Raw genomic sequence first — 25,194 nt, 5'->3', positions numbered from 1 at the left:
ACTCGATGAACAGTTGGTATAGACCAATTTCGCTACACTGCGGGCATGGCCGAGCAGACCGAACTGGCCCGCATCCTGGGCTCGCTGCGCGATGTGTGGGACGAGGAGGCGGTCGACGAACTCGACCACGCCCTGCAGTGCGCGGCCCGGGCGATCGAGGACGGCGCCGACGACGAGTTGGTGCCGGCGGCCGCCCTGCACGACATCGCACACAGCCCGCTGCTCCCGGACACACCTGCCCACGACGTGCTCGCCCGGGACTGGCTCACCCCGCGTTACGGAACCCGTGTCGGCTGGTTGGCCGGGGCGCATGTGGCCGCCAAACGGTATCTGGCTGCCACCGAGCCCGACTATGAGTTGAGCGGCACATCGGCGCTGTCACTGCAGCATCAGGGCGGCGCGGGTGTCGATGCGGAGTGGATCGCGCACCCGTGGTGGCCGGACGCGGTGCGGTTGCGCCGGTACGACGACGCCGCCAAGGACCCGCAGGCCAGCGGTGCCACTGTCGACGATGTGCTGGCGGTTGCGCGCCGGGTGGCTGGGCGGTAAGCCATACTGTCGATGTGACGACGACCACAGCCGCCTTTCATCGCGACCTGTCCCGCATCGCCCGCTATCTGCCCCGCAAGATCGTCACCCCCACGAGTATCGGCCTGCTGCAACGGATGAACGTGCTGACCGACCGTCGTGTCCCGGCCGGGGTGGAGGTGCTCACCCTGACCTCGGGGGTGGGGGTCAGGCTCTACCGGCCCCGGTCGACACCGGCCGCACCCGGCCTGGCGCTGCTGTGGATCCACGGCGGCGGGTATGTCATCGGCAGCGCCGCCCAGGACGACCTGTTGTGCCGCCGGTTCGCCGAGGCCCTCGGCGCCACCGTGGCCTCGGTGGACTACCGACTCGCTCCCCGGCACCCGTACCCGGCCGGCCTCGAGGACTGCTACGCCGCGCTGACCTGGCTGGCCGGCTTGCCCGCCGTCGACCCCGGCCGGCTGGCCATCGGCGGCGCGAGCGCCGGCGGCGGCTTGGCCGCGGCGCTCGCCCTGCTGGCCCGCGACCGCGGCGAGGTGTCCCCTGCAGCCCAGCTGTTGGTCTACCCGATGCTCGACGACCGTTCTGTCGGAACGCATCTCGACGATCCCGGACACCGGCTGTGGACGCATGAGAGCAACCGGTTCGGTTGGTCGGCCTATCTGGGCACCGCCGATCCGGCGGTCGCGGTGCCGGCCCGGCGCGACGACCTGCAGGGCTTGCCGCCGGCCTGGATCGGGGTCGGCACCCTCGACCTGTTCCACGACGAGGACCTCGCCTACGCGGAACGACTCCGCGCGGCCGGGGTGCCGTGTGATGTCGAGGTGGTCGAGGGCGCCTTCCACGGTTTTGATCAGATCGCACCGAAAACAGCCGTCTCACAATCGTTTTCCGATGCGCAACGTGCCTGGCTCAGCCGCACGCTGACCGGTTATCCGGCCATGAACTCCGAATAGGCGGATGCCAGTTCGGGTGACAGCACCGAGACATTGCAGGCGCGCTGGGTCTCCCCGATCGGCGCCAGAATGCCACGCAGCTCGAAGTACTCCTGTGAGTTGGCGGTGAAGTAGGCGCGGATGTTCGCCGCGGCCTCGGCGCGCGGCTGCGTGCGGGCGGCCTGGACCACCTGGTTGGCGCCCGGATGGCTGCTCAGGTAGGCGCTGGCCGCACCGGTCACCGAGCTGACGGTGCCGGCAACCGCGTCGGGGCTGCAGTTGGGGGCCGCCGAGGCGGCCGGTGCGGCCACCAGTGCTGCCGTCGCGGCACCCAGCAGGGCACCGACAGCGGAACGGCGGGCAAAGGTATTCGTGGATTTCATGATGTGGTGTCCTCAGACTCGGACTTTCGCGTGCCTCGACCTAGACACGCCTGATGTCTTTCCCAGACCCGAAACCCACGGTACGCGCGTCGGCAACGTACCCCGTGCCGGCAATCACGCCGCAACAACCCGATACCAACGGTGTTACAACTGGCGGGCGTGAGCCTGATCCCATTTCGGGGTCTCGTTCTCAGAGCAACGGGCAAACACTTAATTGATCGTGATCTGCAGCCGGAGCACTGTGACCGGATTGTGATCGAAACCTCCCGTCGATCGACCCGGTGACCGTTTGTGGGCCCGCGCTGCCGGGTAGTCAGCCGATCCGCACGGAAGGAGGGATCGCCATGCCACGTGGCAAGGGTGTGTACGTCGACGAAGACGACGACTCACAGGACGCCAAGGACAAGGCCGCCGAGCGGGCCGAACGCGGAGACCCGACCCCCGACGTCCCCGAACCCGACCCGGAGATCGAGCCGCCCGACTGATCAGCGCTGATGGACGATCTGACCGGCGATCACCGTGGTGACGACCGACCGGGCGTCGAGGTCGGCCAGCATCCGCTCCGGTGTCACGTCGAGTAGGCACAGATCGCCGGGCTGACCGGGAGTCACCGTCCGCGGCACGGTCGGTGCGGCGGCGGTACCGAAGAACAATTCCAGGGCTGTGCGCGCATCGATGCGCTCGACCGCACCCAGTACCTCGCCATCGGCGGTGCGCCGGAGCACCGCCGCGCGCATCACCGCCCAGGGGTCGGCGTCGCCGAACGGGGCGTCGGTCGACAGGGCGACCGGGATACCGGCGTCCAGCAGTGACGCCAGCCGCCACAGTTCGTGCTGCTCCTCGGCGGGGACGTCGGCGCGGTACTGCTCGCCGCGTTCGACCACGAAGTTCGGCTGGGTCACCACCGTGACCCCCAGTTCCGCGAGATCGGCCAGGCAGTCGTCGGGCACGACGGCGGCATGCTCGATGCGATCGCCCGGGTGGCAGCCTGCCGTTTGCAGCGCGGCGATCGACACCACCAGTTGCGCCGCGGTGACGCAGTGCAGTGCGACGGTGATGGAGGCCGTGTGCCGTCCACGGATCCAGTCGGTGAGCTCACCGAGGTCCAGGCTGTCGTCGTGCAGGATGCGCTTGCCCGGTGCCAGGTGGTGCACCCGCTGACGCAGATCACCGTGCCGATGTGCCTCCTCCAGTTTGACGATGTCCACGATATCGAGATCCGGTGTGGCATCGGTGATTCCGGTGACCCCGTAACGGCTCAACCGGCGGCTCAGCTCGTCGAGCACGGTGTCACGCCGCTGTAGGGCGTCCGACCAGGACCGGTCGGCGCTGCGTAGCCGGCCGTCGGGGTGATCGGCCAACCCGACGGCCGCCAGCCCGGCCGAATTCAGCGTCCACAACACGCCGCTGCGGTGCTGGATACGCACCGGCACCGCCGGCGACAACCGGTCCAGGGTGGCGCGATCGAGCGGTCCCGCCACCACCTCGTGATACCCGACGGCGCGGATCCAGCCGTCGGTGCCCACATCGGCACCGGCCAGCACGCGGGCCAGGTCCTCGCGGCCCTTGACCTCACCGGTGCCCACCCGTACCGAATCCGCGGCCGCAGCAGCCGAATGCACGTGCAGATGGTGGTCGTGCAGACCGGGGATGACTGCTCCACCGGCGGCGTCGATCACCTGGTCATCCGGTTCCGGCGCCAGGCCTGAGTCCACCTCGGTGATCGTCGGGCCGGTGCGGATATCGACGGTCCGCCCGTCGAGTAACGCCGCCTGTCGGATCAACATGGTACGGATCGCCTTTCGTCGACCAACCTGTGGACCGTCGCGTTGTCGACCCCGAGCGGGGCGGCCGGCGCCACGAGCGCCGGTGCGACGGATTCGCGTCGCAATCCACCGACCGATCCGATGTAGCCGGCCGCGGTGGCGGCCATCGACATCTCGACCAGCTCGCCTCCGCCCCGCGCGCGGGACTCGGCAACCGCTACCGCGGCATGCAGGCCCGTCAACGGGTCGGCGATCGCGTCACCGACAAAAACCGGTCCCCCCGAGTCATATTCGACGAGACCGCCCGCGACTGCCGCATCGTCGCCGAAGGCGACCCGGGTGCGCTGCGCGGCGGCGGTCCCATATCCGGTGATGCGCAGCCAGACCCGCCCCGGCCGGGGTGCGATACCCCCGGGCCCCAGACCCCGGCGTTCCAGCGCATCGGGCCGCGAGCCCTCGATCACCACGTCGGCCACCGACAGCAGTCCTCGCAGCGCGTCGTGGTCATCAAAATCGACTGCATACGAGAGCTTTCCGTGGTTCATCCAGCCGAAGAAGGCCGGTGGTCCGGTGCGGGTTCCGTCGGGCCGGCCGGGACTTTCCACCTTGACCACCACCGCACCCGCCCGGTGCAGCAGCTGCCCGCACAGCGGTCCGGCCCACATCGAGGACAGATCGACGACCAGGGGGCGGTCCGTCGGTGCCCGGCCGGGTCCCATCGGCACGACCCGCGGCGCGCCGGCCGTGGTCTCGGCCAGCGCGGCGGCCGGGATACCCAGCAGTTGCGCGCGCTCGGTCAGTGCCGCTGCAGGTCGCCGCGCCGCCCAACTCTGCACGGCCCGCCAGGGATCGGTTCCGACATCCTCGACTTCTACGAGCGCCGGGACGGCATCGATATCGTCGGTGCGTGACAAGGTGACCGCGCACCAACCGTCGGCCGCACGCAGCAGTCGGGTGGCGCCGCCGGCGGAGACCCGGCCCCCGGACTGCAGGCCGAGCAAGGCGGCCCGGCCCGTCAGCACCGTCGCGGCGTCCACCGGCACTCCGGTGGCGGCGGAAAAATCGTCGGCCACCCGTTGGGCCTGCGCGCACAGCGCCGCCGGGATCTGCACGGGGCTCACGGGTTCATTGTGCCGGGTGGTTCGCCAGGGCTGGAGCCGTAACCGCCAGGATCCTGGTTTCTACAGGTGCGGCGGTTCGCCGGTCACCCGGTGATCGGCGTGGTTGATCCCCTCTCGCACCAACCGGCCGAGGTGCCCGTCGCGCAACCGGTAGTAGACGCGGCGCCCGTCCTTGCGGGTATCGACCAGCCGCGCGAAGCGCAATTTCGCCAGGTGTTGACTGATCGAGGTGCGCGATGCGCCGGTGGCCTCGGCGAGTGCGCTGACATCCGCCTCGCCGTGGGTGAGCAACCACAGCAGGTGCAACCGGGTGGGGTCGGCAAGCATCCGGAACGTGTCACTGGCGGCGTCCAGCCGCTCACGATCGGGTGCCCCGTCGTGCACCAGACTGGGCGAGATCGCGGCGTCCGGGGTGCTGTCCATCGAGACGCCCACCCCTTCCGCCGATGATGATGCGGGCCGCGACAACGGCCGCACCTGTAGCGAGGATAGCCAGAATCGCTGCCGCGAGCCCCTGATCGACACCCGCTCCGACCCACCCGGCGATGGGGTAGGTCAGCAGGAACCCGGCATGCGAGAGGGCGAACTGCGCGGTGAACACCGCCGTCCGGTCGGGGCCGGAGCGTGCCAGCAGGCGTCCCGTCGGGGTGCTCACCAGCGATGTCATCGCCCCCAGACCGACCCACAACAGGATCAGCACCATCGGCGTCACCACCGCCGACCACAATGCGATCGCGGTGCCGATCAGGCCGATCGCCGCCCCGGCCGATCCGAGGACCATGATCCGCAGATCGGTGGCGACCCGCAGCAGCCGCGGCATCATCAGCGCCACCGTCATCGACCCGGCGCCGTAGGCGGCCAGGGTCAGGGCCACCGCAGTATCCGCGCCTCCGAGCATGTCCCGGACGTACACGACGGTGTTGACCATCACCAGCGCGGTGGCGGCGGACACGGTCAGGTTCATGACCAGCAGGGCACGTAATTCACGGCGCGCGAACATGATCCGCACCCCGGACAGCACTCGGCGCCGCCATGGTGCTCGGTCGACCGGCGAGGCGGCGGCAGGCAGCGTCGTGCGCCACACCAACAGGCCCGAACACACAAAGCCCATCGCGGTGGCCAGGAACAGGTTGGAGTAGGACACCACGGTCAGCAGGGCCGCGGCCAGCAGCGGGCTCAGCATGGCCTCCAGGTCGTAGGCCATCCGCGACAGCGACAGCGCCCGGGTGTAGTCACGTTCGTCGGGAAGTACCGCCGGGATGACGGCCTGGAACGCCGGTGTGAAGGTCGCCGAGGCCGCCTGCAGGACGAACACCAGGAGATAGATCTGCCAGGTGTGGCCCACGAACGGCAGCAGCAGCGCCACGGCGGCGCGAACCGCATCGGCCGCGACCAGCACCGCCCGCGGTGACAGGCGGTCGGTGAGTGACGCCATCACCGGCGCGACAAAGACATAGGCCAGCATCTTGGTGGCCAGCACGGTACCCAGCACCGCTCCCGCCGAGCTACCCGCGAGGTCGTAGGCCAGCAACCCCAGGGCGACGGTCAGCAGGCCGGTTCCGGTCAGGGCGAGGACCTGCGCGGTGAACAACCGACGAAAGACGGGCATACCTCAGTATGCACATCATGTGCGCAATTGCGCACATGTACTCAGATGGAGGCGGCGAGGCTTCCCAGCACCTTGACCGCATCCGCGCTCGGCGAATCCGGTTCGGCCTGATAGACCACCAACTCCTGCCCGGGGGCCGACCGCACCGCGAATGTTTGCAGGCTCAGCGTGAGCGTTCCCACCGCCCGGTGTCGGAAGCTCTTGGTGTCCTGCGTCTTTCCCCGAACGTCATGGTGGGCCCACAGGTCGGCGAACTCGGGACTGCCGGCCAGCAGTTCGGTGAGGACCGCGACCACGCGGGGATCGCCGGGGTCCTCGCCATGGTTGCGGCGGAACCCGGCGACCGAGTTGGCGGCGATCGATGGCCAGTCCACATAGAAGTGCCGGGATCGGGGCTCGGTGAACACCAACGTCATCAGGTTGCCGCGCGCGCCGAAGTCGCCGAACAGTGCCTCGGCGATCGGGTTGGCCGCCAATACGTCATAGGCCCGGTTGTAGACCAGCGCCGGATTGTCCGGCCAGGACGACATCAGTTGCAGCAGTGCCGGATCCACCCGCTGCGACGCCGGTGCCGAACGTGGCCGGGACGTCAGCCGGGCGAGTAGGAACAGGTGCCCGCGGGCGTCGTCATCGAGGCGCAGCGCCGTGGCCAGCGCGTCGGCCACCTGAGCCGACGGCGACCGTTCCCGGCCCTGCTCCAACCGGACGTAGTAGTCGACGCTCACGCCCGCCAACAGGGCGACCTCCTCACGGCGCAGACCCGGCACGCGGCGTTGCCCGACGCTGACCAGTCCGACCTGGGCGGGGTTCAGTCGCGAGCGTCGGCTGCGCAGGAAATCACCGAGGTCCGGCATACCGCCACAGTAGGCGGCGGCCGAAGCCGCTGCCTGGGTGTCATGCACCCTGGCACGCTCACGACAGCCGGCCGAATCTGGAACACATGTCCGATACCAAGATCGTTCTCGTCACCGGAGCCACCAGCGGAATCGGTGCGGCCACCGCCCGTATGCTCGCCGACCGCGGCCATCACGTCATCGCCGGGGCGCGGCGGACCGATCGGCTTGCCGAACTGGCCGGTGACAATCTTCAGGTCCGCCGACTGGACGTGACCGACCGCGCCGATTTCACCTCCTTCGTCGATGACGCGGTGGCCGAGCACGGGCGCATCGATGTGCTGGTCAACAACGCCGGGGTGATGCCCCTGTCGCGACTTGACGCCCTGCTGGTCGACCAGTGGGACAACATGATCGATGTCAACATCCGCGGCCCGCTCAACGGCATCGCGGCCGCCCTGCCGCACTTCCAGCGCAGTGGCAGTGGCCATTTCGTCACGGTCGCCTCGGTCGGAGCGCACGAGGTGGTCCCGACCGCCGCGGTGTATTGCGCCACCAAGTACGCGGCCTGGGCCCTCACCGAGGGGCTGCGAATGGAACTGGATCCGGGAATCAGGGTCACGACGGTCTCGCCGGGCGTCGTGGAGTCGGAACTGGTCCAGACGATCACCGACGAGACGGCGGCGGAGGCCATGCGCGAATACCGGGCCGCAGCGATCAACCCGGACGCGATCGCCCGGGCGATCTGCTATGCCATCGACGAACCCGCCGATGTGGATGTCAACGAGTTGGTGATCAGGCCGGCCCGGCAGCGCTGACGATCTCGTCGACCAGACCCCAGGCCAGCGCGGTCGCGGCGTCGATGGTGGCGCCCGACAGCACCAGATACGCAGTGCGCCACCGGCCGATCCGGCGGGTGATGCTGACGGTGCCGCCGGCCCCCGGGATCAGCCCGAGCGCGAGTTCCGGCAGGCCGATCACCGAGTCGGGGTCGGCGCTGAGATGCCCGCAGTAGGCCGCCATCTCCAGGCCGCTGCCCAACACCTGGCCGTGCACGTGCGCTCGGCAGGCCGGCCCCAGGCGCCCGGTGAGCTCGGCTAGCACCAGCGCCGGGCTGTGCCGGGTCCTGGCCAGATGCGCGCTCGCCGGATCGTCGAACGTCCCGAACTCGGCGAGATCGCCTCCGCTGCAGAAGGATCGACCGTTACCGGTGAGCAGCAGTCCGGTCACCGAATCGTCGAGGCGGGCGATCTCGAGCGCCTCCAACAGGGCGGCGCGCGCATCGGTGGTGAACGCGTTGTGCCGCTGCGGCCGGTTGAACCGCACATGCAGGGTGGCACCGGTGCGCTCGACCTGCACCGGCTCTGGGATGACCGGCAGCCGGGCCGAACCGCGTTCGGCCAGCCAGCGCGCGAACTCCGGCCCGGACTGCAGCGTCGAGTACGCCAGCGACTCGGTGATGACCCCTGCAAAGGTCGAGCAGGCCGGGTCGAAGCTGCGCAACACGTCATCCAACACCGCCGCGGTCTGCGGCCAGCGGGTGCAGCGTTGCCGCAGTTCGGCGACGGCGTCGTCGATCGATGCCACGGTGACCGCCCGCCGGTCATCACAGGGCTGCTCGGTCAGCGTGAAGGACGCCGCGTCGAGCGGATCTCCGATGCCGACGGTGATCCCACCGGGCAGTTCGAGAACGGTCACGAGTACTTCTTGATCAGCTCCTGCTTGTACAGCTTGCCGGTGTCGGTGCGCGGCAGCTGCGCCTCGAAGGAGATGGACCGCGGGCACTTGTAGTGCGACAGCTGATCCCGCAGCCAGCCGAGCAGCTCCTCGGCGAACTGCTCGGTGGCATCGGCCGGATCCACGGTCTGCACCACACCCTTGACCGACTGCCCCATCTCGTCGTCGGGGATGCCGAACACCGCGGCGTCCATCACCTTCGGATGGATGACGAGCATGTTCTCGGCCTCCTGCGGGTAGATGTTCACCCCGCCGGAGATGATCATGTGATGCCGCCGGTCGGTGAGGTACAGGTAGCCGTCCTCGTCCAGATAACCGATATCGCCGACGGTCTTCCAGCCGTGCGAGTCCCGTGACGACGCCGTCTTCTCCGCATCGTTGAGGTACTCGAAGTCCTGGCCGCCCTCGAAGAAGATCTCACCGGCCTGCCCGGCGGGTAGGTCGTTACCGTCCTCATCGAGGATGTGCACGATGCCCGTCATCGCCTTGCCCACCGAGCCGGGATGGGCGAGCCACTCGTCGGCACTGATCAGGGTCGCACCGATCGCCTCCGAGGATGCGTAGTACTCGTCAACGATCGGCCCCCACCAGTCGATCATCTGCTTCTTGATCTCGACCGGACACGGCGCGGCAGCATGCATGACCCGCTGCAGGCTCGACACATCGTAGGAATTGCGCACCTGCGCAGGCAGTTTCAGGAACCGCGTGAACATCACCGGGACGAACTGGCCGTGGGTGACACCGTATTTCTGGATCGCCTCCAGGGCACCCTCGGCGTCGAACTTCTCCAACACCACGGTGGTGATGCCACCGGCGAGCGCCTGCATCGACCACACCGACGGCGCGGTGTGATACAGCGGCGCGGGGCTCAGGTAGACGGCTTCGGGATTCATCCAGAACGAGACCAGGGCCGCCATCAGGCCCGGTGTCTCCGAGGGCGGCAGGTGCGGCAGCGCCCGCTTGATGCCCTTGGGCCGGCCCGTGGTCCCCGAGGAGTACTGCAGCAGATCCCCGTCCCATTCGTCGGCGATCGGGGTGACGGGCAGATCGGCGACGCACTCCGGATACCGGGCCCAGCCGTCCAATTCGCCGGTGGTCAGCAGGACCGGCGGCATCCCGCCCGGCAGGTGCTCGGCCAGGCCCGCCAGCAGTGGAGTCAGGGCGGCCGAACCGACGATGGCCTTGGCAGCGCTGTTGTCGATGATGTAGGCCGCCTCGGACGCGGTCAGATGCGTGTTGATCGGCACGTAGTACAGACCGCTGCGCCGGGCCGCCCACATGACCGTGTGCATGTGCTCGTTGTTCTCGATCAGGATGGCGACCGCGTCACCCTCGACCAGTCCGTGCTCGCGGAAGTAGTGCGCCAGCTGATTGGCGCGCGCCTCCATCTCGCCGAAAGTCACCACGGTGCCGGTCGGATGGATGATGACGGCAGGCTTGTCGGGGCTGGCGATGGCCGTTTCACGGATCTGCATGAGGCGACTGTACGGTGTCGCAGATCACGTACGGCGGGCAAGGCCCGAAAAACTTGACATCCGTCAACTTTGCGCCAGGCCTCCCCCTCGCAGCACGGCACCCGCAGCTCGATCTTTTCAGTGATGGCAAATTCTTACAGTCTCGCCAATTATTCCGGTCTATACATTAATTGCTGTTCAAGATGGATATTGCTGTTCGCTGCTGTCATTGCTGGTTACATTTTGGCGAAACACTGTGCTAGTTTCACTGCACGTTGCGGCAGTCGAATCGACGAGAGGTACACATGACGCCACGCATGGACACCGCAGTCGGATCGCACCCGCTCGTCGACCCCGTCGTCGATGATCTGGTTGCCGAGGTCGATTCCTCCGGAACCGCCTGCCTGCCCGGTCTGGTGACCGACGATTGGCTGGAAACTGTGCGCGCCTTTGCCGCACAGGTGTCCCCCGACGAGCACGACGTGATGATCGAGGGCGCCGATGCCGCCGACCTGCCGTTCCTACGTGAGTTGACCTCCGATACCGGCCTGCAGGATCTGGTCGAGTCGGTGGCCCGGCGGACCTATCCCGATGGTGATACCGGTGACCGCGCCTTCGACTGTGCGCTGCGGATGATCAACGGACCCGACCCGCAGCGTCGGCCGCTGTGGTTGCACTATGACGCCAGTGTGGTCACCGTGGTGATCCCGGTCGTGGTGCCGGTGGCCGCGCCCGGGCAGTCCGGCGAACTGGTGCTCTGCCCCAATCAGCGGCCCTACCGCTCCTGGGCGCTGACCAATCTGCTGGAGAAGCTCGTCGTGCAGAGTGATGCCTACCGCCGCCGCTTCCTGCGCAAGCTTCGCTGGGACCGCGATACCGAGATCGTGTCGCTGCAACCCGGCAATGCCTACCTGTTCTGGGGCTACCGCTCGTACCACGCCACGTTGCCGTGTGCGCCCGGGACCAGCCGCGTCACGGTGGTCCTGCACTACCGCAATGTGCACCCCAACAGTCGGCTGATCGAGCAGGCCAAGCGCATCCGCGCCCGGTTGCGCCCGGCGTGAGCCACATCGCAATCTGATTGGCGGCCGGCCGGCTCGGGTAGCCGGGCGATCGTGCACCGCAGCACGGTCCTGCACCCCTACCCGAAAGCTGCCATGCCCGAGGAGATAGAGCTCAACGACGCCACCGATCTTGCCGTCACGTTGGCCTGGACCACCGGGGCGGTGGTCATCGCCTACGTGCTGGGCGTCGCGGTGTCCTGGACGCTGCATCGCGTCGGTCGCCGCAGCGGGTGGATCGCCGATATCGCCCAACTGACCCAACGCCCCATCCGGGCCTGGATGATGGTTCTCGGCGCAACTGTTGCGCTGCAACGGACTTCGTCGGCCGAGGCGTCCTGGCGCCCCTGGGTCGACCAGAGTCTGCGCATCGCGACCATCGCGGCGGTCACCTGGTTCATCATCAAACTCGTCATCGTGGTGGAACGCCGGATGATCGCCCGGTTCGCCGGTGGTGATACCGGCCTGACCGATGCCGACCTGCAACGCCGCAAGGTACGCACCCAGTTGACGGTGCTGCGCCGACTCGCCATCGCCGTGGTGGTGCTGCTGGGTACCGCCGCCGCTCTGATGACCTTCCCGTCCTTCACCGATGTCGGCAAGACCCTGTTCGCCTCCGCCGGTGTGTTGTCGGTGGTGGCCGGCCTGGCCGCCCAGACCTCGCTCGGTTCGGTGTTCGCCGGCCTGCAGATCGCCTTCACCAACGCGATCCGGGTCGGCGATGTTGTTGTGCTGGAGAAGGAATGGGGCCGCATCGAGGAGATCACCCTGACCTATGTGGTGGTCCGGGTGTGGGACGAGCGCCGGCTGGTGTTGCCGTGCACCTACTTCACCACCACCCCGTTCCAGAACTGGACCCGCAGCGCCACCGAGATCCTGGGCACCGTGATGCTCGACGTGGATTTCACGGTGTCGCTCGATGCGATGCGCGCCGAGTTGGACCGGTTGTTGGCCCGCACCGACCTGTGGGACGGCCGGACGGGTCTGCTGCAGGTGGTCGACGCCGTCGGCGGTACGGTCCGGGTCCGGCTGCTGGTCAGTGCGCCCAACGCGCCCGCTCTGTGGGACCTGCAGTGCTTCGTCCGCGAGGGCATGGTCATCTGGCTGCAGAACAGCCAGAACGGTGCCCTGCCGCGGTGGCGTTTCGAACCGGCCCCGGCGATGGCGTTCGGCCTCGCACCGACCGCCACACCACCGGAGGCCGGAGTGTTCTCCGGTGACCGGGCGGCGCAGGAGCGCGGGCGGGCATTCGACGGCGCCGCCGACGACAAGCACGCTTGAACACCCATCCGGTGGGGTAACGACACCGAATGACAGATATGGGGTCGCTGCACGTTCTGGTCACCGGGGCCACCGGCTATGTCGGTGGGCGTCTGGTGCCTCGACTGCTGGAAGCCGGGTACCGGGTGCGGGTGCTGGTCCGCAATCCGGACAAGATCCGCGATGTGCCGTGGGCCGATCGGGTCGAGATCGCCCGCGGTGATCTGACCCGACCGGACAGCCTGGCAGAGGCCTGCCGGGATATCGACGTCGTCTACTACCTGGTGCACTCGATGAACAGCGCCGGCGACTTCGAGGACACCGAACGCCGCAGCGCGCAGAACATGGCCACCGCCGCGGCCGACGCCGGAGCCGGCCGCATCGTGTATCTCGGTGGCCTGCACGAACAGTCCGACCGCCTGTCCACCCATCTGCGCTCACGAACCCAGGTCGGGCAGATCCTCATCGATTCTCCGGTGCCGACCCTGGTGCTGCAGGCCGGAGTGGTCATCGGCTCCGGCTCGGCATCATTCGAGATGATCCGGCACCTGACCAACCGGCTACCGGTGATGACAACACCGCGCTGGGTCAACAACCACATCCAGCCCATCGCGGTCGGCGACGTGCTGCACTATCTGATCGCCGCCGCCACCGCTGAGCTGCCACGCAGCCGCACCTATGACATCGGCGGGCCGGACGTCCTGCGGTACGGCCAGATGATGCAGATCTACGCCGAGGTCGCCGGGCTCGCCCGCCGCCGCATCCTCGTCTTACCGGTTCTCACACCGAAACTGGCCGGGCTGTGGATCGGATTGGTCACCCCGGTGCCGCTCGGCATCGGTCGGGCACTGATCGAATCGCTGAGCACCGACGCGATCGCCGGCGAGCACGATATCGACGACCTGATCGCGCCACCGCCCGGCGGCGCGACGCCCTACCGCGCTGCGGTCGCGCTCGCGCTACGCAGCGCCGACCGGTCCACCGTCGATATCGGCTGGGACGGTTCACCCGCCGATCCGTTGCCCTCGGACCCCGACTGGACCGGCGAGATCGTCCACACCGAGGACCGCCATATCGACTGCGACACCGGCGTCGATGCGGTGTGGCAGTCCCTGCTGCGGTGGACGGACAGTCACCCGCAGTGGGAGGTCGAGCACAAACTGGAACCGGACCTGCTCCAGGTGTGCGGTCCGCGCCGGACACGGCTGCAATGGCGCACCGCCGCGGGCCGCGACACCTACGGCAACCCGCACACCAGGTTGCGGCAGCGAGCCATCGTGACACCGAAAGGTCTTCCCGGCCAGCTGTATTGGCACGGGTTGAAGCCTCTGCATCGAATCAGGCTGGGCCGCGTTCTGCGGGCCGTTGCCGGCGACGCCAAGGAGCACCGATGATCGAGATGCAGCGTGAGGTCATCACCACCGCCGCCCCCGCGGCGGCCTTCGACTATCTCGCGGATTTCACCACCAGCGAGCAGTGGGATCCCGGTTCGATCCGCACGGTGCGGGTCTCCGGCGACGGCGGTGTCGGCACGCGTTACGCGAACACCTCGAAGTTCGCCGGACGCACCAGTGATGTCGCCTACGAGGTGATCGCGCTGACGCCCGGGAAATCGATCCGGTTGCGTGGCGAGAACTCCTCCCTGATTGCGCACGACACCATCACCGTGGCACCGCATCCCGCCGGGGCGCTGGTCACCTATCGCATCGAATTCGCGTTCCAGGGCTGGCTGCGGTGGGCCGAACCGGTTCTGCGCCTGGTGGTTTCCAATCTGGTGAACAACGGCGTCGACGGGTTGCGCCGCGAACTGGCCAAGCTCAGCACCCGCGAATGACGCCCGTTCACTCCAGCCCGACGGCGTCCAGGCAGTAGCGCCACACCCGGTCCAGCCCGGCGTCCGAATAGCGGGTGGTCGGCAGATAGTGCAGGGGCCGGGTTGCGCGGTCGTGCCAGAACCTGCCCGACGGCGGGGTCGGTTCGGTGGCCACCAGCCAGACGGCGGTGTCGGCGGCCTGCTCGGCGGTGCGCAGCACGGGGCCGGTCAACCGGCGGAATCCGGGCAGTGATTCGGCGACGCCCGGGGTATCGGCCCAGCCAGGATGCATCGAGGCGACCATCACCGGCCAGCGCCGGGCCAGCAGTTCGGTGATCGCCACCTGAATCCGCTTGCTGCGCGCATATGCGCCTGCGCCGCGGTACTTCCCGGTCCGGTACTCGATATCGTCCACCGGAAGCGACTGGGTGTACATCCCACCAGAGGACATCAGCACCACCCGGGGATCCGGGGCGCCGGCCAGCGCCGGCAGCAGCAGCTCGGTCAGCAGTATCGGGCCCAGCACATGGGTGGCCAGCGAAAGTTCGTGCCCCTCATCGGTTCTGGTGCGCTCCGGCGGCATCACCCCGGCGTTGTGGATCACCGCGTCCAGCCGGGGCCGGCGGGGCACCAGATCCGCAGCGAAGGCCCGCACCGCGGCCAGATCCGACACATCGCAGCGCTCGACCTGGATATCGGCGGCCGGGACGTCGGCGAGGATGTCCGAACGGGCGGCCTGGCCACGCTCGATATCGCGCACCGTGAGCAGTACGGTGGCGCCCAACCGGGCGGCCCCGGCGGCGATGGCCTTGCCGATCCCGGAGTTGGCCCCGGTGACCATGACGGTGTGGCCGGCCAGCGCATCGGGTGCCAACTCATCCCAGAAGCGTTGTCGCACCGCCATACCCAGGCTGGTGTAGCCGGGCGCGATGGTCCGGTCGAGCACTTCGTCGAGCACCTTCTGAAACATGCCGGCCATATTGTCAAAGCTCCCGTCGTCATCACTTGTTGATGATTCGAGGCAGCGGCCGTCGTGTATCGGTCGCCCACAAAAAATCATCGCCCCCGGGTGATGTCCCCGGGGGCGATGATTGTGAAGCGTGTGCGGATCAGTCCGCTTCTGCCAGTCGCGTCTTCAGCGCGTCGAACTCGTCCTTGATGCTGGTCGGCAGCTTCTCACCGACGAACTCGAACCACTCCTCGATCATCGGGAGTTCGGCGCGCCACTCGTCGGCGTCGACCGCCAGCGCCAGGTCCACGTCGGCGGCATCCACATCCAAGCCGGACAGATCCAGATCCTCGGCGGTGGGGACGATGCCGATCGGGGTGGTCCGGCCACCGGCCTTCTGCTCGACCCGGTCGATGATCCACTTCATGACACGGCTGTTCTCACCGAAGCCCGGCCACAGGAAGCGACCGTCGTCGCCGCGGCGGAACCAGTTGACGAAGAAGATCTTCGGCATCTGCGACTCGTCGGAGTTCTTGCCGATATCGATCCAGTGCTGGAAGTAGTCGCCGACGTTGTAACCCAGGAAGGGCAGCATGGCCATCGGGTCGCGTCGGATGGTGCCGACCTTGCCCTCGGCGGCGGCGGTCTGCTCGGAGCCCAGGGTGGCGCCGATGAACACACCGTGCTGCCAGTCGCGGGCCTGGGTCACCAGCGGCACCGTCGTCTTGCGGCGGCCACCGAACAGGATTGCCGAGATCGGCACACCCTGCGGGTCGTCCCACTCCGGCGCCAGCGACGGGCACTGCGACATCGGGGTGCAGTACCGCGAGTTGGGATGGGCGGCCTTGGCATCCGAAGCCGGGGTCCAGTCGGCGCCCTTCCAGTCGATGAGGTGCTGCGGGTCGCCCTCCAGGCCCTCCCACCAGACATCGCCATCGTCGGTCTTGGCGACGTTGGTGAACACGGTGTTACCCGCGGCGATGGTCTTCATGGCGTTGGGGTTGGAATCCCAGTTGGTGCCCGGCGCGACACCGAAGAAGCCGAACTCGGGGTTGGTGGCGTAGAGCCGGCCGTCCTTGCCGAACCGCATCCAGGCGATATCGTCGCCGACGGTCTCGGCGCGCCAGCCCTCGATGGTGGGCTGCAGCATCGCCAGGTTGGTCTTGCCGCACGCCGACGGGAACGCGGCGGCGACGTAGTGGGCCTTGTTCTCGGGGCTGATCAGCTTGAGGATCAGCATGTGCTCGGCCAGCCAGCCCTCGTCGTGGGCCATGGCCGACGCGATGCGCAGCGAGTAGCACTTCTTGCCCAGCAGCGCGTTGCCGCCGTAGCCCGAGCCGTAGCTCCAGATCTCCCGGGTCTCCGGGAAGTGCGAGATGTACTTGGTGTCATTGCACGGCCACGGCACATCGGCCTGACCCTCGTCCAACGGCGCGCCCAGGGAGTGCAGCGCCTTGACGAAGAACGCGCCCTCCTCGATCTTGTCGAGCGCGGCCTTGCCCATCCGGGTCATGGTGCGCATCGAGACGACGACGTACTCGGAGTCGGTCAGCTCCACACCCAGCTTCGGGTCCTCGGCGTCCAGCGGGCCCATGCAGAACGGGACGACCCACAGGGTGCGGCCGCGCATCGAGCCGCGATACAGGTCGGTCATGATCCCGCGCATCTCGGCCGGGGCCATCCAGTTGTTGGTGGGGCCGGCGTCGACCTCGTTCTCCGAGCAGATGTAGGTGCGCGATTCGACGCGCGCCACATCGGAGGGGTCCGACAGCGCCAGGAAGGAGTTCGGCTGCTTCTCGTCGTTGAGCTTCTCGAAGGTTCCGGCCTCGACGAGCTGCGCGGTCAGCCGCTCGTTCTCGGCGTCGGATCCATCGGCGAACACCACGCGGTCGGGCTGGGTCAGCTCGGCGACCTCGCGGACCCAGGCCAGCAGCCCCTCATGCGTCGTCGGTGCGTTTTCGAGACCGGGAATGGTCGCTGAGGTCATCAAAGTCTCCTGCGTAGTTTCCGTGCGTCTGCCGATAACCGGCAGGTCACGATCGTCCCTGAATTAGAGGTTAACGCGGGTGACTTTGGTCTGGGGAATCGGGACAATGTCCGATCACTCACAGGAACGATTCAGAAAGATCGGCTACTCGCAGTTGTACCGATTCAATTCCATCTGAACGTCCCGCAGCGCCGCACGTGCCGAGGACAACCGGCCTCGGGCAGCAGTCGCGGTAGCCGCGGCGGTGACGGCGCGCGCACGGATTTGGGCATCGATCGCCGCGACCTGGGCCGCCGTCCGCCGGATGTCATCCTCGGCCCGCCGGGCGCACTCCGCGCCGAAATGGGCCTCGGCCGCCGACAACCGCGTCGCGACCCGGGCATCGAGATCATCCCTGAGCACCGCGAACACCGCCGAGATCCAGCGCTCACGCTGGGCACGGTCATGCAGCAGCCCGCGGATACCGATCACCCAGGCGGTGAGCAGCAAACCCAGCCCACCACCGAGCACCGCGGCGCCGGGAGCCAGATCCGCGAGCAGTCGGCCCGCCGCGAGCGCGACGCCCAACCCGAAACCGGCCCCCAGCAGTGCCATCAACTGCAGCTCGAGACGTCGCGACGTCACCCCGGGTGTCCCGAGGTCGGGCGTGGTCGGTGGACCTGGGTCCGGCGGTGGCGCTAAACCCAGGTCGTCGGCGACACCCTGCAGGCCGACGGTGACGGCGTCGTCGACCTCGGTGATCACCTGCGTGACGCGGTCGGCGGCGTGGGTCACGAAGGTCGCGGACCGCCACCGGCCCGCGGCATCCTCGGTCAGCTCCAGGCGCAGCGCGGTGCACCCGTGCCGGGCCAGGTGACCGAACTCGGTCCGGGCCTGCTGCAGCCGGCTGCGCAACGTGCGAGCTTGCACATCGCGGCGCTGCCGGGCGCCACGCAGCGCGTCGTCGCGGCGACGGTGCAGACCGGCGGCCACCAGATCGGTCGCGGATGCCTCGGCGATCTGAGCACAGAGCCGGGTTGCGTTGGCGCGCAGCTGGTTTCGCCTTTCCCGCTGCGGGTCGGCCACCATATCGGTCAGCATTGCGATCAGGTCGGCCAGCGCAGGAGCTCCTTCCGGTGGCGCGGCGGCCACCCCGACCCACCGCATGGTGCGGTATCTGGCCGCGTGCTGCCCGGCCGCCGCGGCGTCGACGGCCCGAACCTGCCGCCAGTCCTCGTGCACGTCGGTCTTGGTGACCGCACCGATCAGCAGATCGGTGCCGGCGGCAGCACGGTCCAACACCGCCAGATCCGAGCCGACCAGCGGGGCGGCCGCAGACACCGCGAAGACCACCACATCGGGGCCGTCGACCGACTCGGCGACGGTCCACCCGGGCAGTGCGGTCTGAAGTGCTCCGACCAGGCGGGACACCCCCGACCAGGCCGGCCCGGTGACCAGCACCACCGTCACTGCCGCAACGCCCGGCGCGCCAGATCCGCGCCGCAGTCGCGGTGCAGCGCGTCCACCGGGCCCCGGCTGTAGCGTTGCCAGCGCACCGCGTCCCCGGTATCCGGGTCCAGGCCGGCCGCCCGGATCACCTCGGCGGCTGCCGTCGTCACCGCCGACACCGCGGTATCCCCCGCCAACAGATCGGCCAGCCCGGGATCGGTTGCCGCGACCGCGTGCAACCGCCGCAGTGCCGTGCGCATCCGCCGATAGCGCACGGGTGCGGACACCGACGCGATCCCGGCCAGCACCGCCCCGATATCGGCGTGCGCGCAACACGGCACCGCCGGCAGCCCGGTCTGCCGCGCGATCATCGCGGCGCGACCGGCCGGGTCACCGAGCAGATCGGCCTTGTTCAGAACGATCAGCACCGGCGTCGCGCTGTCCGTATATATACGGCGGTCCTCGGGTTTGACGGTCTCGGCGATGACCAGCACCGTCACATCCGCCGACGCCGCGGGGGCCATCGCCACCCCGGCGGCGCGAAGCGCCGCGGTCATGGTGGCCCGTCCGACGCCGGGGCGGCCGGTCACCCGGACCCTGATCGGCTGTCCCAGACCGGTGATGACCGACGCCAACCGGCTCCCGGCGGGCGCGGTGTGAGCGCGCAGCGCGGCGATGAACTCGGCCGTCATGTGGTCCCCCTCCACCCACTTCATCGTGACATCGGGCGGGCACCTCCCGACGCGGTGATTTGGGCCGCACGCGGACTCAGGCAACTGTTGGGTATCAATCTGCACCGCGATGCGGGTACCCCAGGCCCGATGAGCGACGATGGACCGATGTATGCCCAGCGGGAGGAGCCCGGGGGAACCGACCCGGCACCGGATGTGCCCGCCCACCACCACCGACGTGTCACGAGCTTCCGGGCGCGGCGCTCCCAGCTGAGCGACAACCAGCAGCAGACCTGGGCCCGGCGCTGGCCCGAGCTGGGCGCCGAGGCACTCGACGGCAACGGCCGGCCCGTGGTTCTGGACCCCGTGCAGTGGTTCGGACGCCAGGCCCCGCTGGTACTGGAGATCGGCTGCGGCACCGGTACCTCGACCGCGGCGATGGCGCTGGCCGAACCCGATCTCGATGTCATCGCCGTCGAGGTCTACAAGCGCGGGCTGGCCCAGCTGCTGTCGGCCATCGACCGGGACGGCATCACCAACATCCGGCTGATCCGCGGCGACGGGGTCGACGTGCTCGAACACCTGCTGCCGAGCGGTTCGCTGACCGGGGTTCGGGTGTTCTTCCCCGACCCGTGGCCCAAGGCCCGCCACCACAAGCGCCGGCTGATCCAGCCGGCAACCATGGCATTGATCGCCGACCGGCTGCGTCCGGGTGGCGTCCTGCACGCGGCCACCGATCACATGGAGTACGCCGAACAGATGGCCGAGGTCGGAGCCGGTGAGCCACGGTTGCGGCGCATCGAGATCGACGACCGGCTGCCGATCTCGGCGACCCGGCCGGAAACCAAGTACGAGCGCAAGGCACTGGCGGGTCCGATCGTGACAGAACTGCTCTGGGAGCGACTATGACGGCACCGACCGACGCTGAAGTTTCTTCAGTCCCCGACCTTCCGGCGCCGAGCACACCACCGGCCACCCAGCGGGTGCTGCTGGTGTGGGACGCGCCCAATCTGGACATGGGCCTCGGCTCGATCCTGGGCGGCCGCCCGACCGCGGCGCACCGTCCTCGGTTCGACGCCCTGGGCCGCTGGCTGTTGTCGCGTACCGCGGAGCTGTCCAGTCGGCGCGATACAGACACCGGCACCCTGCCCACCTTGGAACCCGAGGCGACGGTCTTCACCAATATCGCGCCCGGCAGCGCCGACGTCGTCCGGCCGTGGGTGGAGGCGTTGCGTAACGTCGGCTTCGCCGTCTTCGCCAAGCCGAAAGTCGACGAGGACAGTGACGTCGACAGCGACATGTTGGAGCACATCGAGCTGCGCCGCGGCGAGGGGCTGGCCGGCGTGGTGGTGGCCTCGGCGGACGGTCAGGCGTTCCGGGCACCGCTGGAGGAGATCGCTCACGACGGCGTTCCGGTGCAGGTGCTCGGATTTCGCGAACATGCCAGTTGGGCGTTAGCGTCGGATACCTTGGAGTTCGTCGACCTGGAGGACATCCCTGGTGTCTTCCGGGAGCCGTTACCGCGAATCGGCCTTGATTCGCTGCCCGAGCAGGGCGCGTGGCTGCAGCCGTTCCGGCCGTTGTCCGCGCTTCTGACCTCGCGCGTTTGAACAATTGAAGCGACAATTCGCGCGCAGCAAAATTTAGCCGATAAGAAGAATTAAGGAGCTGACGTGTTCGCCTGGTGGGGTCGAACGGTGTACCAGTACCGATACATAGTTATCGGTGTCATGGTCGCACTGTGCCTTGGTGGCGGCGTGTACGGAGCCAGTCTCGGCCAACACGTCACCCAGAGCGGTTTCTACGCTGACAGCAGCGAGTCGGTCCAAGCGTCATTGCTGAGCGACGAGGTGTACGGGCGCGACCGTGCCAGCCACGTCGTCGCCATCCTGACGCCGCCGGGTGACACGAAGGTCACCGACAAGGCATGGCAGGAGAAGGTCACCGGCGAGCTGGACAAGGTCGTCGAGGATCATCCGGACCAGGTGGTCGGTTGGGTCGGCTGGTTGAAGGCGCCCGACACCGACAATCCCACGGTCAGCCAGATGAAGACCGAGGATCTGCGAAGCACCTTCATCAGCGTCCCGCTCCAAGGTGACGATGACGACACCATCCTGAAGAACTACCAGGCCATCCAGCCCGACCTGGAGCAGGTCAACGGCGGCGCCATCCAGCTCGCCGGCCTGAACCCGCTGGCCAGTGAGCTCACCGGCACCATCGGCACCGACCAGAAACGCGCCGAGATCGCGATCGTCCCGCTGGTGGCCGTGGTGTTGTTCTTCGTCTTCGGTGGCGCGGTTGCGGCCGCACTGCCCGCCATCATCGGCGGTCTGACCATCGCCGGTGCGTTGGGTATCCTGCGATTCACGGCCGAGTTCGGCTCGGTGCACTTCTTCGCCCAACCAGTCGTGACGATGATGGGCTTCGGTATCGCCATCGACTACGGCCTGTTCGTCGTGAGCCGGTTCCGTGAGGAATTGGCCGAGGGGTACGACGTACCCGCGGCGGTCCGAAGATCGGTGATGACCTCCGGGCGTACCGTTGCATTCTCAGGCGTGATCATCGTGGCGTCCTCGCTGCCACTGCTGCTCATCCCGCTCGGCTTCCTCAAGTCGATCACCTACGCGATCATCGCCTCGGTACTGCTCGCAGCTTTCCTGTCGATCACGGTGCTGCCCGCGGTACTGGGCATCCTCGGGCACAATGTCGACGCGCTGGGTGTGCGGACGCTCCTCAAGGTGCCGTTCCTGGCCAACTGGCCGTTCTCCCGCAAGATCATCGACTGGTTCATCGAGAAGACCCAGAAGACCATGACCCGCGAAGAGGTCGAGAAGGGTTTCTGGGGCAAGCTCGTCAACGTCGTGATGAAGCGACCCATCGCGTTCGCCACGCCGATCCTGATCGTGATGACGCTGCTGGTCATCCCCATCGGACAGCTGGCCCTCGGCGGGCTGAGCGAGAAGTACCTGCCGCCGGACAACCCGGTGCGAATGGCGCAGGAGCAGTTCGACCGCGACTTCTCAGGGTTCCGTACCGAACCGCTGACCCTCGTGATCCGCAACGACAATGGTGAGCCCGTCACCGATCAACAGCTCGCCGCGGTCCGCGCCGAGGCCCAGACGGTGTCCGGATTCGCCGGTAGCAACGACCCGTCGACGATGTGGCAGGAACGCTCCGCGCAGGAGACCGGATCCAAGGATCCGGCGGTCCGGGTGATCCAGAACGGGTTGGTGGACAACAGCACCGCACCCAAGAAGATCGAAGAGTTGCGTGCGCTGACCCCGCCCCGGGACACCACCATCCTGGTCGGCGGTACCCAGGCGCTCGCACAGGACAGCATCCTGACGTTGTTCGACAAGCTGCCGCTGATGGTCGTGATCCTGGTCCTGACGACCACCATCCTGATGTTCCTGGCATTCGGTTCGCTGGTACTGCCGATCAAGGCGGCGTTGATGTCCGCGCTCACGCTGGGCTCGACGATGGGCATCCTGACCTGGATGTTCGTCGAGGCCGGGCACGGATCCGGAATCTTCAACTACACCCCGCAGCCGCTCTTCGCGCCGATGATCGGCCTGATCATCGCGGTGATCTGGGGTCTGTCCACCGACTACGAGGTGCTGCTGGTGTCCCGCATGGTGGAGGCCCGCGAGCGCGGGCTGTCCACCGCCGAGGCCATCCGGATCGGCACCGCCACCACCGGCCGCCTGATCACCGGCGCCGCCCTGGTGCTGGCCGTGGTGGTCGGTGCGTTCGCGTTCTCCGACCTGGTGGTGATGAAATACCTGGCCTTCGGCCTGCTGATCGCCCTGCTGCTGGACGCCACCGTCATCCGGATGTTCCTGGTACCGGCCATCATGAAACTGCTCGGCGACGATTGCTGGTGGGCGCCGCAGTGGATGAAACGCGTCCAGGAGAAGATCGGTCTCGGCGAGACCGAGCTACCCGATGAACGCAAGCGCCCCGGGTTCCGGGAGCCCGTGGATGAGCCGGCCGATGAGGCTGCCCTGGTCGGCGCGGGCGCACCCGCACGCCCGCAACACGATCCGGGCCATCCGGCCGTGCCGCCGCCACCGCGCGGCGCGCTGCCGCCGGCCCCGCGGCCCGTCGGCCCGTCCGCGGTCGGCACCACCCGACTGCCGACCGCGCCCAGCGCACCGCCGCCACCGGAGCCGCCGACGACTCGTTTTGCCGCCCAACCGGATTCGGCTGCAACGACGGCGATCAACGCGGTGAACACCCCGCCGGAGCGGCGTGGCCGTACCGAGCAGAATCCTGCGCGCGAGAAGCGGGAGATCGAGTCATGGCTCGGCGAGTTGCGCGGCAGCGCGGCGCCGACCACGGCCATCCCCACCGCAAGTCCGGCGCCGCAGTCCGAGGAGAGCGACGCCACGACTGCCATTCCCACCCAACGCAGTTCGGGGGAAGCGGAGTCGTCGACCGAGAAGATGGACACCCGCGGCGCCCGCGATGCCGATGACACCCCCACCCGCCGCGGCGGTGGGGTCAGCGCGGCGGATCTGCTGCGCCGGGAGGGTCGCCTGTAGGTGCCGGGTCCGGGTCGAGGAGTTCCGCCTCCGCCGCGGGATCCGGTGCCAGCAGCACCCGCACCGCGCTGTTGACGACGGCCACGATCGGGACGGCGAGCAGCGCGCCGACGATACCGGCCAGCACACCGCCGCCGGCGATGGCCAGCACCACCGCCAGCGGATGCACCGCGACCGCGCGGCCCATCACCAACGGTTGCAGCACATGGGATTCCAGCTGTTGTACCGCCAGGATCAGGCCCAGGGTGATGAGTGCGTACACCCACCCTTTGGCGATCAGCGCGACGATGACGGCGACACCACCGGCGATCACCGCACCGATCAACGGGACGAACGCACCCAGGAACACCAGCGAGGCCAGCGGCAGGGCCAGCGGAACCCCCATGATGGCCAGGCCGGTGCCGATCCCCACGGCGTCGACGAGGGCCACCAGACAGGTCGCCCGCACATACCCGGTCAGTGACCGGAACCCGGCCCGCCCGGCATCACGAACCCGCTCGCGCACCGTCTTGGGAAAGATCTTCGTGACGAAGGCAAAGATCTCCCGCCCGCCGTGCAGCAGGAAGATCAGGGTGAACAGGATCAGCACCGCGCCGGTGACCAGTTCCGTGACCGTCCCCGCGGTGGACAGTGCCCCGCTGGTCAGTCGGGCCTGGTTCTCCTGCAATGCCTTGATGACGGCGTCGCCGGCGTGATCGATCTGCTCGCGGCTCAGGTGGACGGGTCCCTCGATGAGCCAGTTGCGCAGCCCGTCCACACTGCGGGTCACCTGCTCCACCAGACCCGGTGCGCCGGAGATGAATTGGCTGACGACGAAGGTCAGGATGCCGCCCACCACAGCGATCGCGCTGAACAGGACGGCGGCCACCGCCCAGCCCCGCGGCACCCGGCGGCGCTGCAGGAAGTCGACCGCGGGCAGCAGCAACGCCGCCAGCAGTGCCGCCAGACAGACCGGCACGATGATCAATTTGAGTTGGCCGACCACCCACAGCAACGCCACCAGTGTCACGCCGAGCAACAGCAACCGCCACGACCAGGCCGCGGCCTTGCGGACCAGCGGATGCACCGCCTGATCGGTGACCGAATCTACCGTCATCGCCGTAGCGTACGACCGG

24 protein-coding genes are annotated in these 25,194 nt (G+C 68.3%); 11 read left to right on the top strand and 13 right to left on the bottom strand.

The window, feature by feature from the left end:
* Nucleotides 1-45 precede the first annotated feature (45 nt).
* On the top strand, nucleotides 46-549 hold the full coding sequence (locus tag ACLBYA_RS05480) for an HD family phosphohydrolase (RefSeq protein WP_447708344.1): 504 nt from the start codon (nucleotides 46-48) through the stop codon (nucleotides 547-549).
* A 14-nt stretch (nucleotides 550-563) separates the two neighbouring features.
* Nucleotides 564-1,484 (top strand): alpha/beta hydrolase, encoded by a 921-nt coding sequence (locus ACLBYA_RS05475; RefSeq protein ID WP_447708343.1) that lies wholly within the window; start codon nucleotides 564-566, stop codon nucleotides 1,482-1,484.
* Here ACLBYA_RS05475 and ACLBYA_RS05470 read toward each other — a convergent pair.
* Nucleotides 1,460-1,846, bottom strand: a complete 387-nt coding sequence (locus tag ACLBYA_RS05470) for a heme-binding protein (protein ID WP_447708342.1) — start codon at nucleotides 1,844-1,846, stop codon at nucleotides 1,460-1,462. The two genes, ACLBYA_RS05475 and ACLBYA_RS05470, sit on opposite strands and share 25 nt — an antisense overlap.
* A gap of 344 nt (nucleotides 1,847-2,190) precedes the next feature.
* Between ACLBYA_RS05470 and ACLBYA_RS05465 the strand changes: the two genes are divergently transcribed.
* Entirely contained in the window at nucleotides 2,191-2,331 is a 141-nt protein-coding gene (locus ACLBYA_RS05465; protein WP_447708341.1) for a hypothetical protein, read from the top strand.
* Here the strand turns inward: ACLBYA_RS05465 and ACLBYA_RS05460 are convergent, their stop codons facing one another.
* Genes ACLBYA_RS05460 through ACLBYA_RS05440 form a run of 5 tightly spaced genes read right to left on the bottom strand, consistent with a single transcriptional unit; the run spans nucleotide 2,332 to nucleotide 7,196 of the window.
* The gene (locus tag ACLBYA_RS05460) at nucleotides 2,332-3,633 is read right to left on the bottom strand and encodes an amidohydrolase family protein (protein ID WP_447708340.1); all 1,302 of its coding nucleotides are present in this window, start codon (nucleotides 3,631-3,633) and stop codon (nucleotides 2,332-2,334) included.
* Nucleotides 3,627-4,733: a CoA transferase gene (locus ACLBYA_RS05455; protein ID WP_447708339.1), complete on the bottom strand. Its 1,107-nt coding sequence runs from the start codon at nucleotides 4,731-4,733 to the stop codon at nucleotides 3,627-3,629. Before ACLBYA_RS05455 ends, ACLBYA_RS05460 begins: the two co-directional genes overlap by 7 nt.
* Nucleotides 4,734-4,793: 60 nt before the next feature.
* Nucleotides 4,794-5,156: an ArsR/SmtB family transcription factor gene (locus tag ACLBYA_RS05450; RefSeq protein WP_447708338.1), complete on the bottom strand. Its 363-nt coding sequence runs from the start codon at nucleotides 5,154-5,156 to the stop codon at nucleotides 4,794-4,796.
* The gene (locus tag ACLBYA_RS05445; protein WP_447708337.1) at nucleotides 5,092-6,342 is read right to left on the bottom strand and encodes an MFS transporter; all 1,251 of its coding nucleotides are present in this window, start codon (nucleotides 6,340-6,342) and stop codon (nucleotides 5,092-5,094) included. The genes ACLBYA_RS05450 and ACLBYA_RS05445 overlap by 65 nt, the downstream gene beginning before the upstream one ends.
* A gap of 41 nt (nucleotides 6,343-6,383) precedes the next feature.
* The gene (locus tag ACLBYA_RS05440; RefSeq protein WP_447708655.1) at nucleotides 6,384-7,196 is read right to left on the bottom strand and encodes a helix-turn-helix transcriptional regulator; all 813 of its coding nucleotides are present in this window, start codon (nucleotides 7,194-7,196) and stop codon (nucleotides 6,384-6,386) included.
* Nucleotides 7,197-7,282: 86 nt separating this feature from the next.
* On the opposite strand from ACLBYA_RS05440, the gene ACLBYA_RS05435 reads away from it, so the two are divergent.
* Nucleotides 7,283-7,993 (top strand): SDR family oxidoreductase, encoded by a 711-nt coding sequence (locus tag ACLBYA_RS05435; RefSeq protein WP_447708336.1) that lies wholly within the window; start codon nucleotides 7,283-7,285, stop codon nucleotides 7,991-7,993.
* Here the strand turns inward: ACLBYA_RS05435 and ACLBYA_RS05430 are convergent.
* Together ACLBYA_RS05430 and fadD4 are read right to left on the bottom strand one after the other, a co-directional pair.
* Nucleotides 7,971-8,873: an enoyl-CoA hydratase/isomerase family protein gene (locus ACLBYA_RS05430; RefSeq protein WP_447708335.1), complete on the bottom strand. Its 903-nt coding sequence runs from the start codon at nucleotides 8,871-8,873 to the stop codon at nucleotides 7,971-7,973. The genes ACLBYA_RS05435 and ACLBYA_RS05430 overlap by 23 nt on opposite strands.
* Nucleotides 8,870-10,387, bottom strand: coding sequence for a fatty-acid--CoA ligase FadD4 (gene fadD4 / locus ACLBYA_RS05425; RefSeq protein WP_447708334.1), 1,518 nt, complete (start codon nucleotides 10,385-10,387; stop codon nucleotides 8,870-8,872). The genes ACLBYA_RS05430 and fadD4 overlap by 4 nt, the downstream gene beginning before the upstream one ends.
* A gap of 296 nt (nucleotides 10,388-10,683) precedes the next feature.
* Between fadD4 and ACLBYA_RS05420 the strand changes: the two genes are divergently transcribed.
* The 4 genes from ACLBYA_RS05420 to ACLBYA_RS05405 all read left to right on the top strand — a co-directional run bounded on the left by ACLBYA_RS05420 (nucleotide 10,684) and on the right by ACLBYA_RS05405 (nucleotide 14,521).
* Complete coding sequence (locus tag ACLBYA_RS05420) at nucleotides 10,684-11,430, top strand: hypothetical protein (RefSeq protein ID WP_447708333.1); 747 nt, start codon at nucleotides 10,684-10,686, stop codon at nucleotides 11,428-11,430.
* A 93-nt stretch (nucleotides 11,431-11,523) separates the two neighbouring features.
* Nucleotides 11,524-12,708 carry a mechanosensitive ion channel family protein gene (locus tag ACLBYA_RS05415; protein WP_447708654.1) on the top strand — a complete coding sequence of 395 codons (1,185 nt, stop codon included), beginning with the start codon at nucleotides 11,524-11,526 and terminating at the stop codon, nucleotides 12,706-12,708.
* 38 nt (nucleotides 12,709-12,746) lie between these two features.
* Nucleotides 12,747-14,081 carry a DUF2867 domain-containing protein gene (locus tag ACLBYA_RS05410; protein ID WP_447708653.1) on the top strand — a complete coding sequence of 445 codons (1,335 nt, stop codon included), beginning with the start codon at nucleotides 12,747-12,749 and terminating at the stop codon, nucleotides 14,079-14,081.
* A complete protein-coding gene (locus tag ACLBYA_RS05405) occupies nucleotides 14,078-14,521 on the top strand; it encodes an SRPBCC family protein (protein ID WP_447708332.1) in 444 nt (147 codons plus the stop codon). The genes ACLBYA_RS05410 and ACLBYA_RS05405 overlap by 4 nt, the downstream gene beginning before the upstream one ends.
* Before the next feature lie 7 nt (nucleotides 14,522-14,528).
* Here ACLBYA_RS05405 and ACLBYA_RS05400 read toward each other — a convergent pair whose 3' ends face one another.
* From ACLBYA_RS05400 to ACLBYA_RS05385, 4 genes are all read right to left on the bottom strand, one after another.
* On the bottom strand, nucleotides 14,529-15,479 hold the full coding sequence (locus tag ACLBYA_RS05400; protein WP_447708331.1) for an SDR family NAD(P)-dependent oxidoreductase: 951 nt from the start codon (nucleotides 15,477-15,479) through the stop codon (nucleotides 14,529-14,531).
* 130 nt (nucleotides 15,480-15,609) lie between these two features.
* A complete protein-coding gene (locus tag ACLBYA_RS05395; RefSeq protein WP_447708330.1) occupies nucleotides 15,610-17,436 on the bottom strand; it encodes a phosphoenolpyruvate carboxykinase (GTP) in 1,827 nt (608 codons plus the stop codon).
* Between the two features lie 144 nt (nucleotides 17,437-17,580).
* Nucleotides 17,581-18,885: a hypothetical protein gene (locus ACLBYA_RS05390; RefSeq protein WP_447708329.1), complete on the bottom strand. Its 1,305-nt coding sequence runs from the start codon at nucleotides 18,883-18,885 to the stop codon at nucleotides 17,581-17,583.
* Nucleotides 18,882-19,556 (bottom strand): hypothetical protein, encoded by a 675-nt coding sequence (locus tag ACLBYA_RS05385; protein WP_447708328.1) that lies wholly within the window; start codon nucleotides 19,554-19,556, stop codon nucleotides 18,882-18,884. Before ACLBYA_RS05385 ends, ACLBYA_RS05390 begins: the two co-directional genes overlap by 4 nt.
* Before the next feature lie 129 nt (nucleotides 19,557-19,685).
* Between ACLBYA_RS05385 and trmB the strand changes: the two genes are divergently transcribed.
* From trmB to ACLBYA_RS05370, 3 genes are all read left to right on the top strand, one after another.
* The gene (gene trmB / locus ACLBYA_RS05380; RefSeq protein WP_447708327.1) at nucleotides 19,686-20,444 is read left to right on the top strand and encodes a tRNA (guanosine(46)-N7)-methyltransferase TrmB; all 759 of its coding nucleotides are present in this window, start codon (nucleotides 19,686-19,688) and stop codon (nucleotides 20,442-20,444) included.
* Complete coding sequence (locus ACLBYA_RS05375; RefSeq protein ID WP_447708326.1) at nucleotides 20,441-21,145, top strand: NYN domain-containing protein; 705 nt, start codon at nucleotides 20,441-20,443, stop codon at nucleotides 21,143-21,145. Before trmB ends, ACLBYA_RS05375 begins: the two co-directional genes overlap by 4 nt.
* A gap of 63 nt (nucleotides 21,146-21,208) precedes the next feature.
* A complete protein-coding gene (locus tag ACLBYA_RS05370) occupies nucleotides 21,209-24,079 on the top strand; it encodes an MMPL family transporter (protein WP_447708325.1) in 2,871 nt (956 codons plus the stop codon).
* Here ACLBYA_RS05370 and ACLBYA_RS05365 read toward each other — a convergent pair.
* Complete coding sequence (locus ACLBYA_RS05365) at nucleotides 24,039-25,175, bottom strand: AI-2E family transporter (RefSeq protein ID WP_447708324.1); 1,137 nt, start codon at nucleotides 25,173-25,175, stop codon at nucleotides 24,039-24,041. The two genes, ACLBYA_RS05370 and ACLBYA_RS05365, sit on opposite strands and share 41 nt — an antisense overlap.
* Between the last annotated feature and the right edge of the window lie 19 nt (nucleotides 25,176-25,194).

Source organism: Mycobacterium sp. C31M (genome assembly GCF_053345865.1).
The sequence above is the reverse complement of the archived record's forward strand: the minus strand, read 5'-3'. Positions and strand labels throughout refer to the sequence as shown.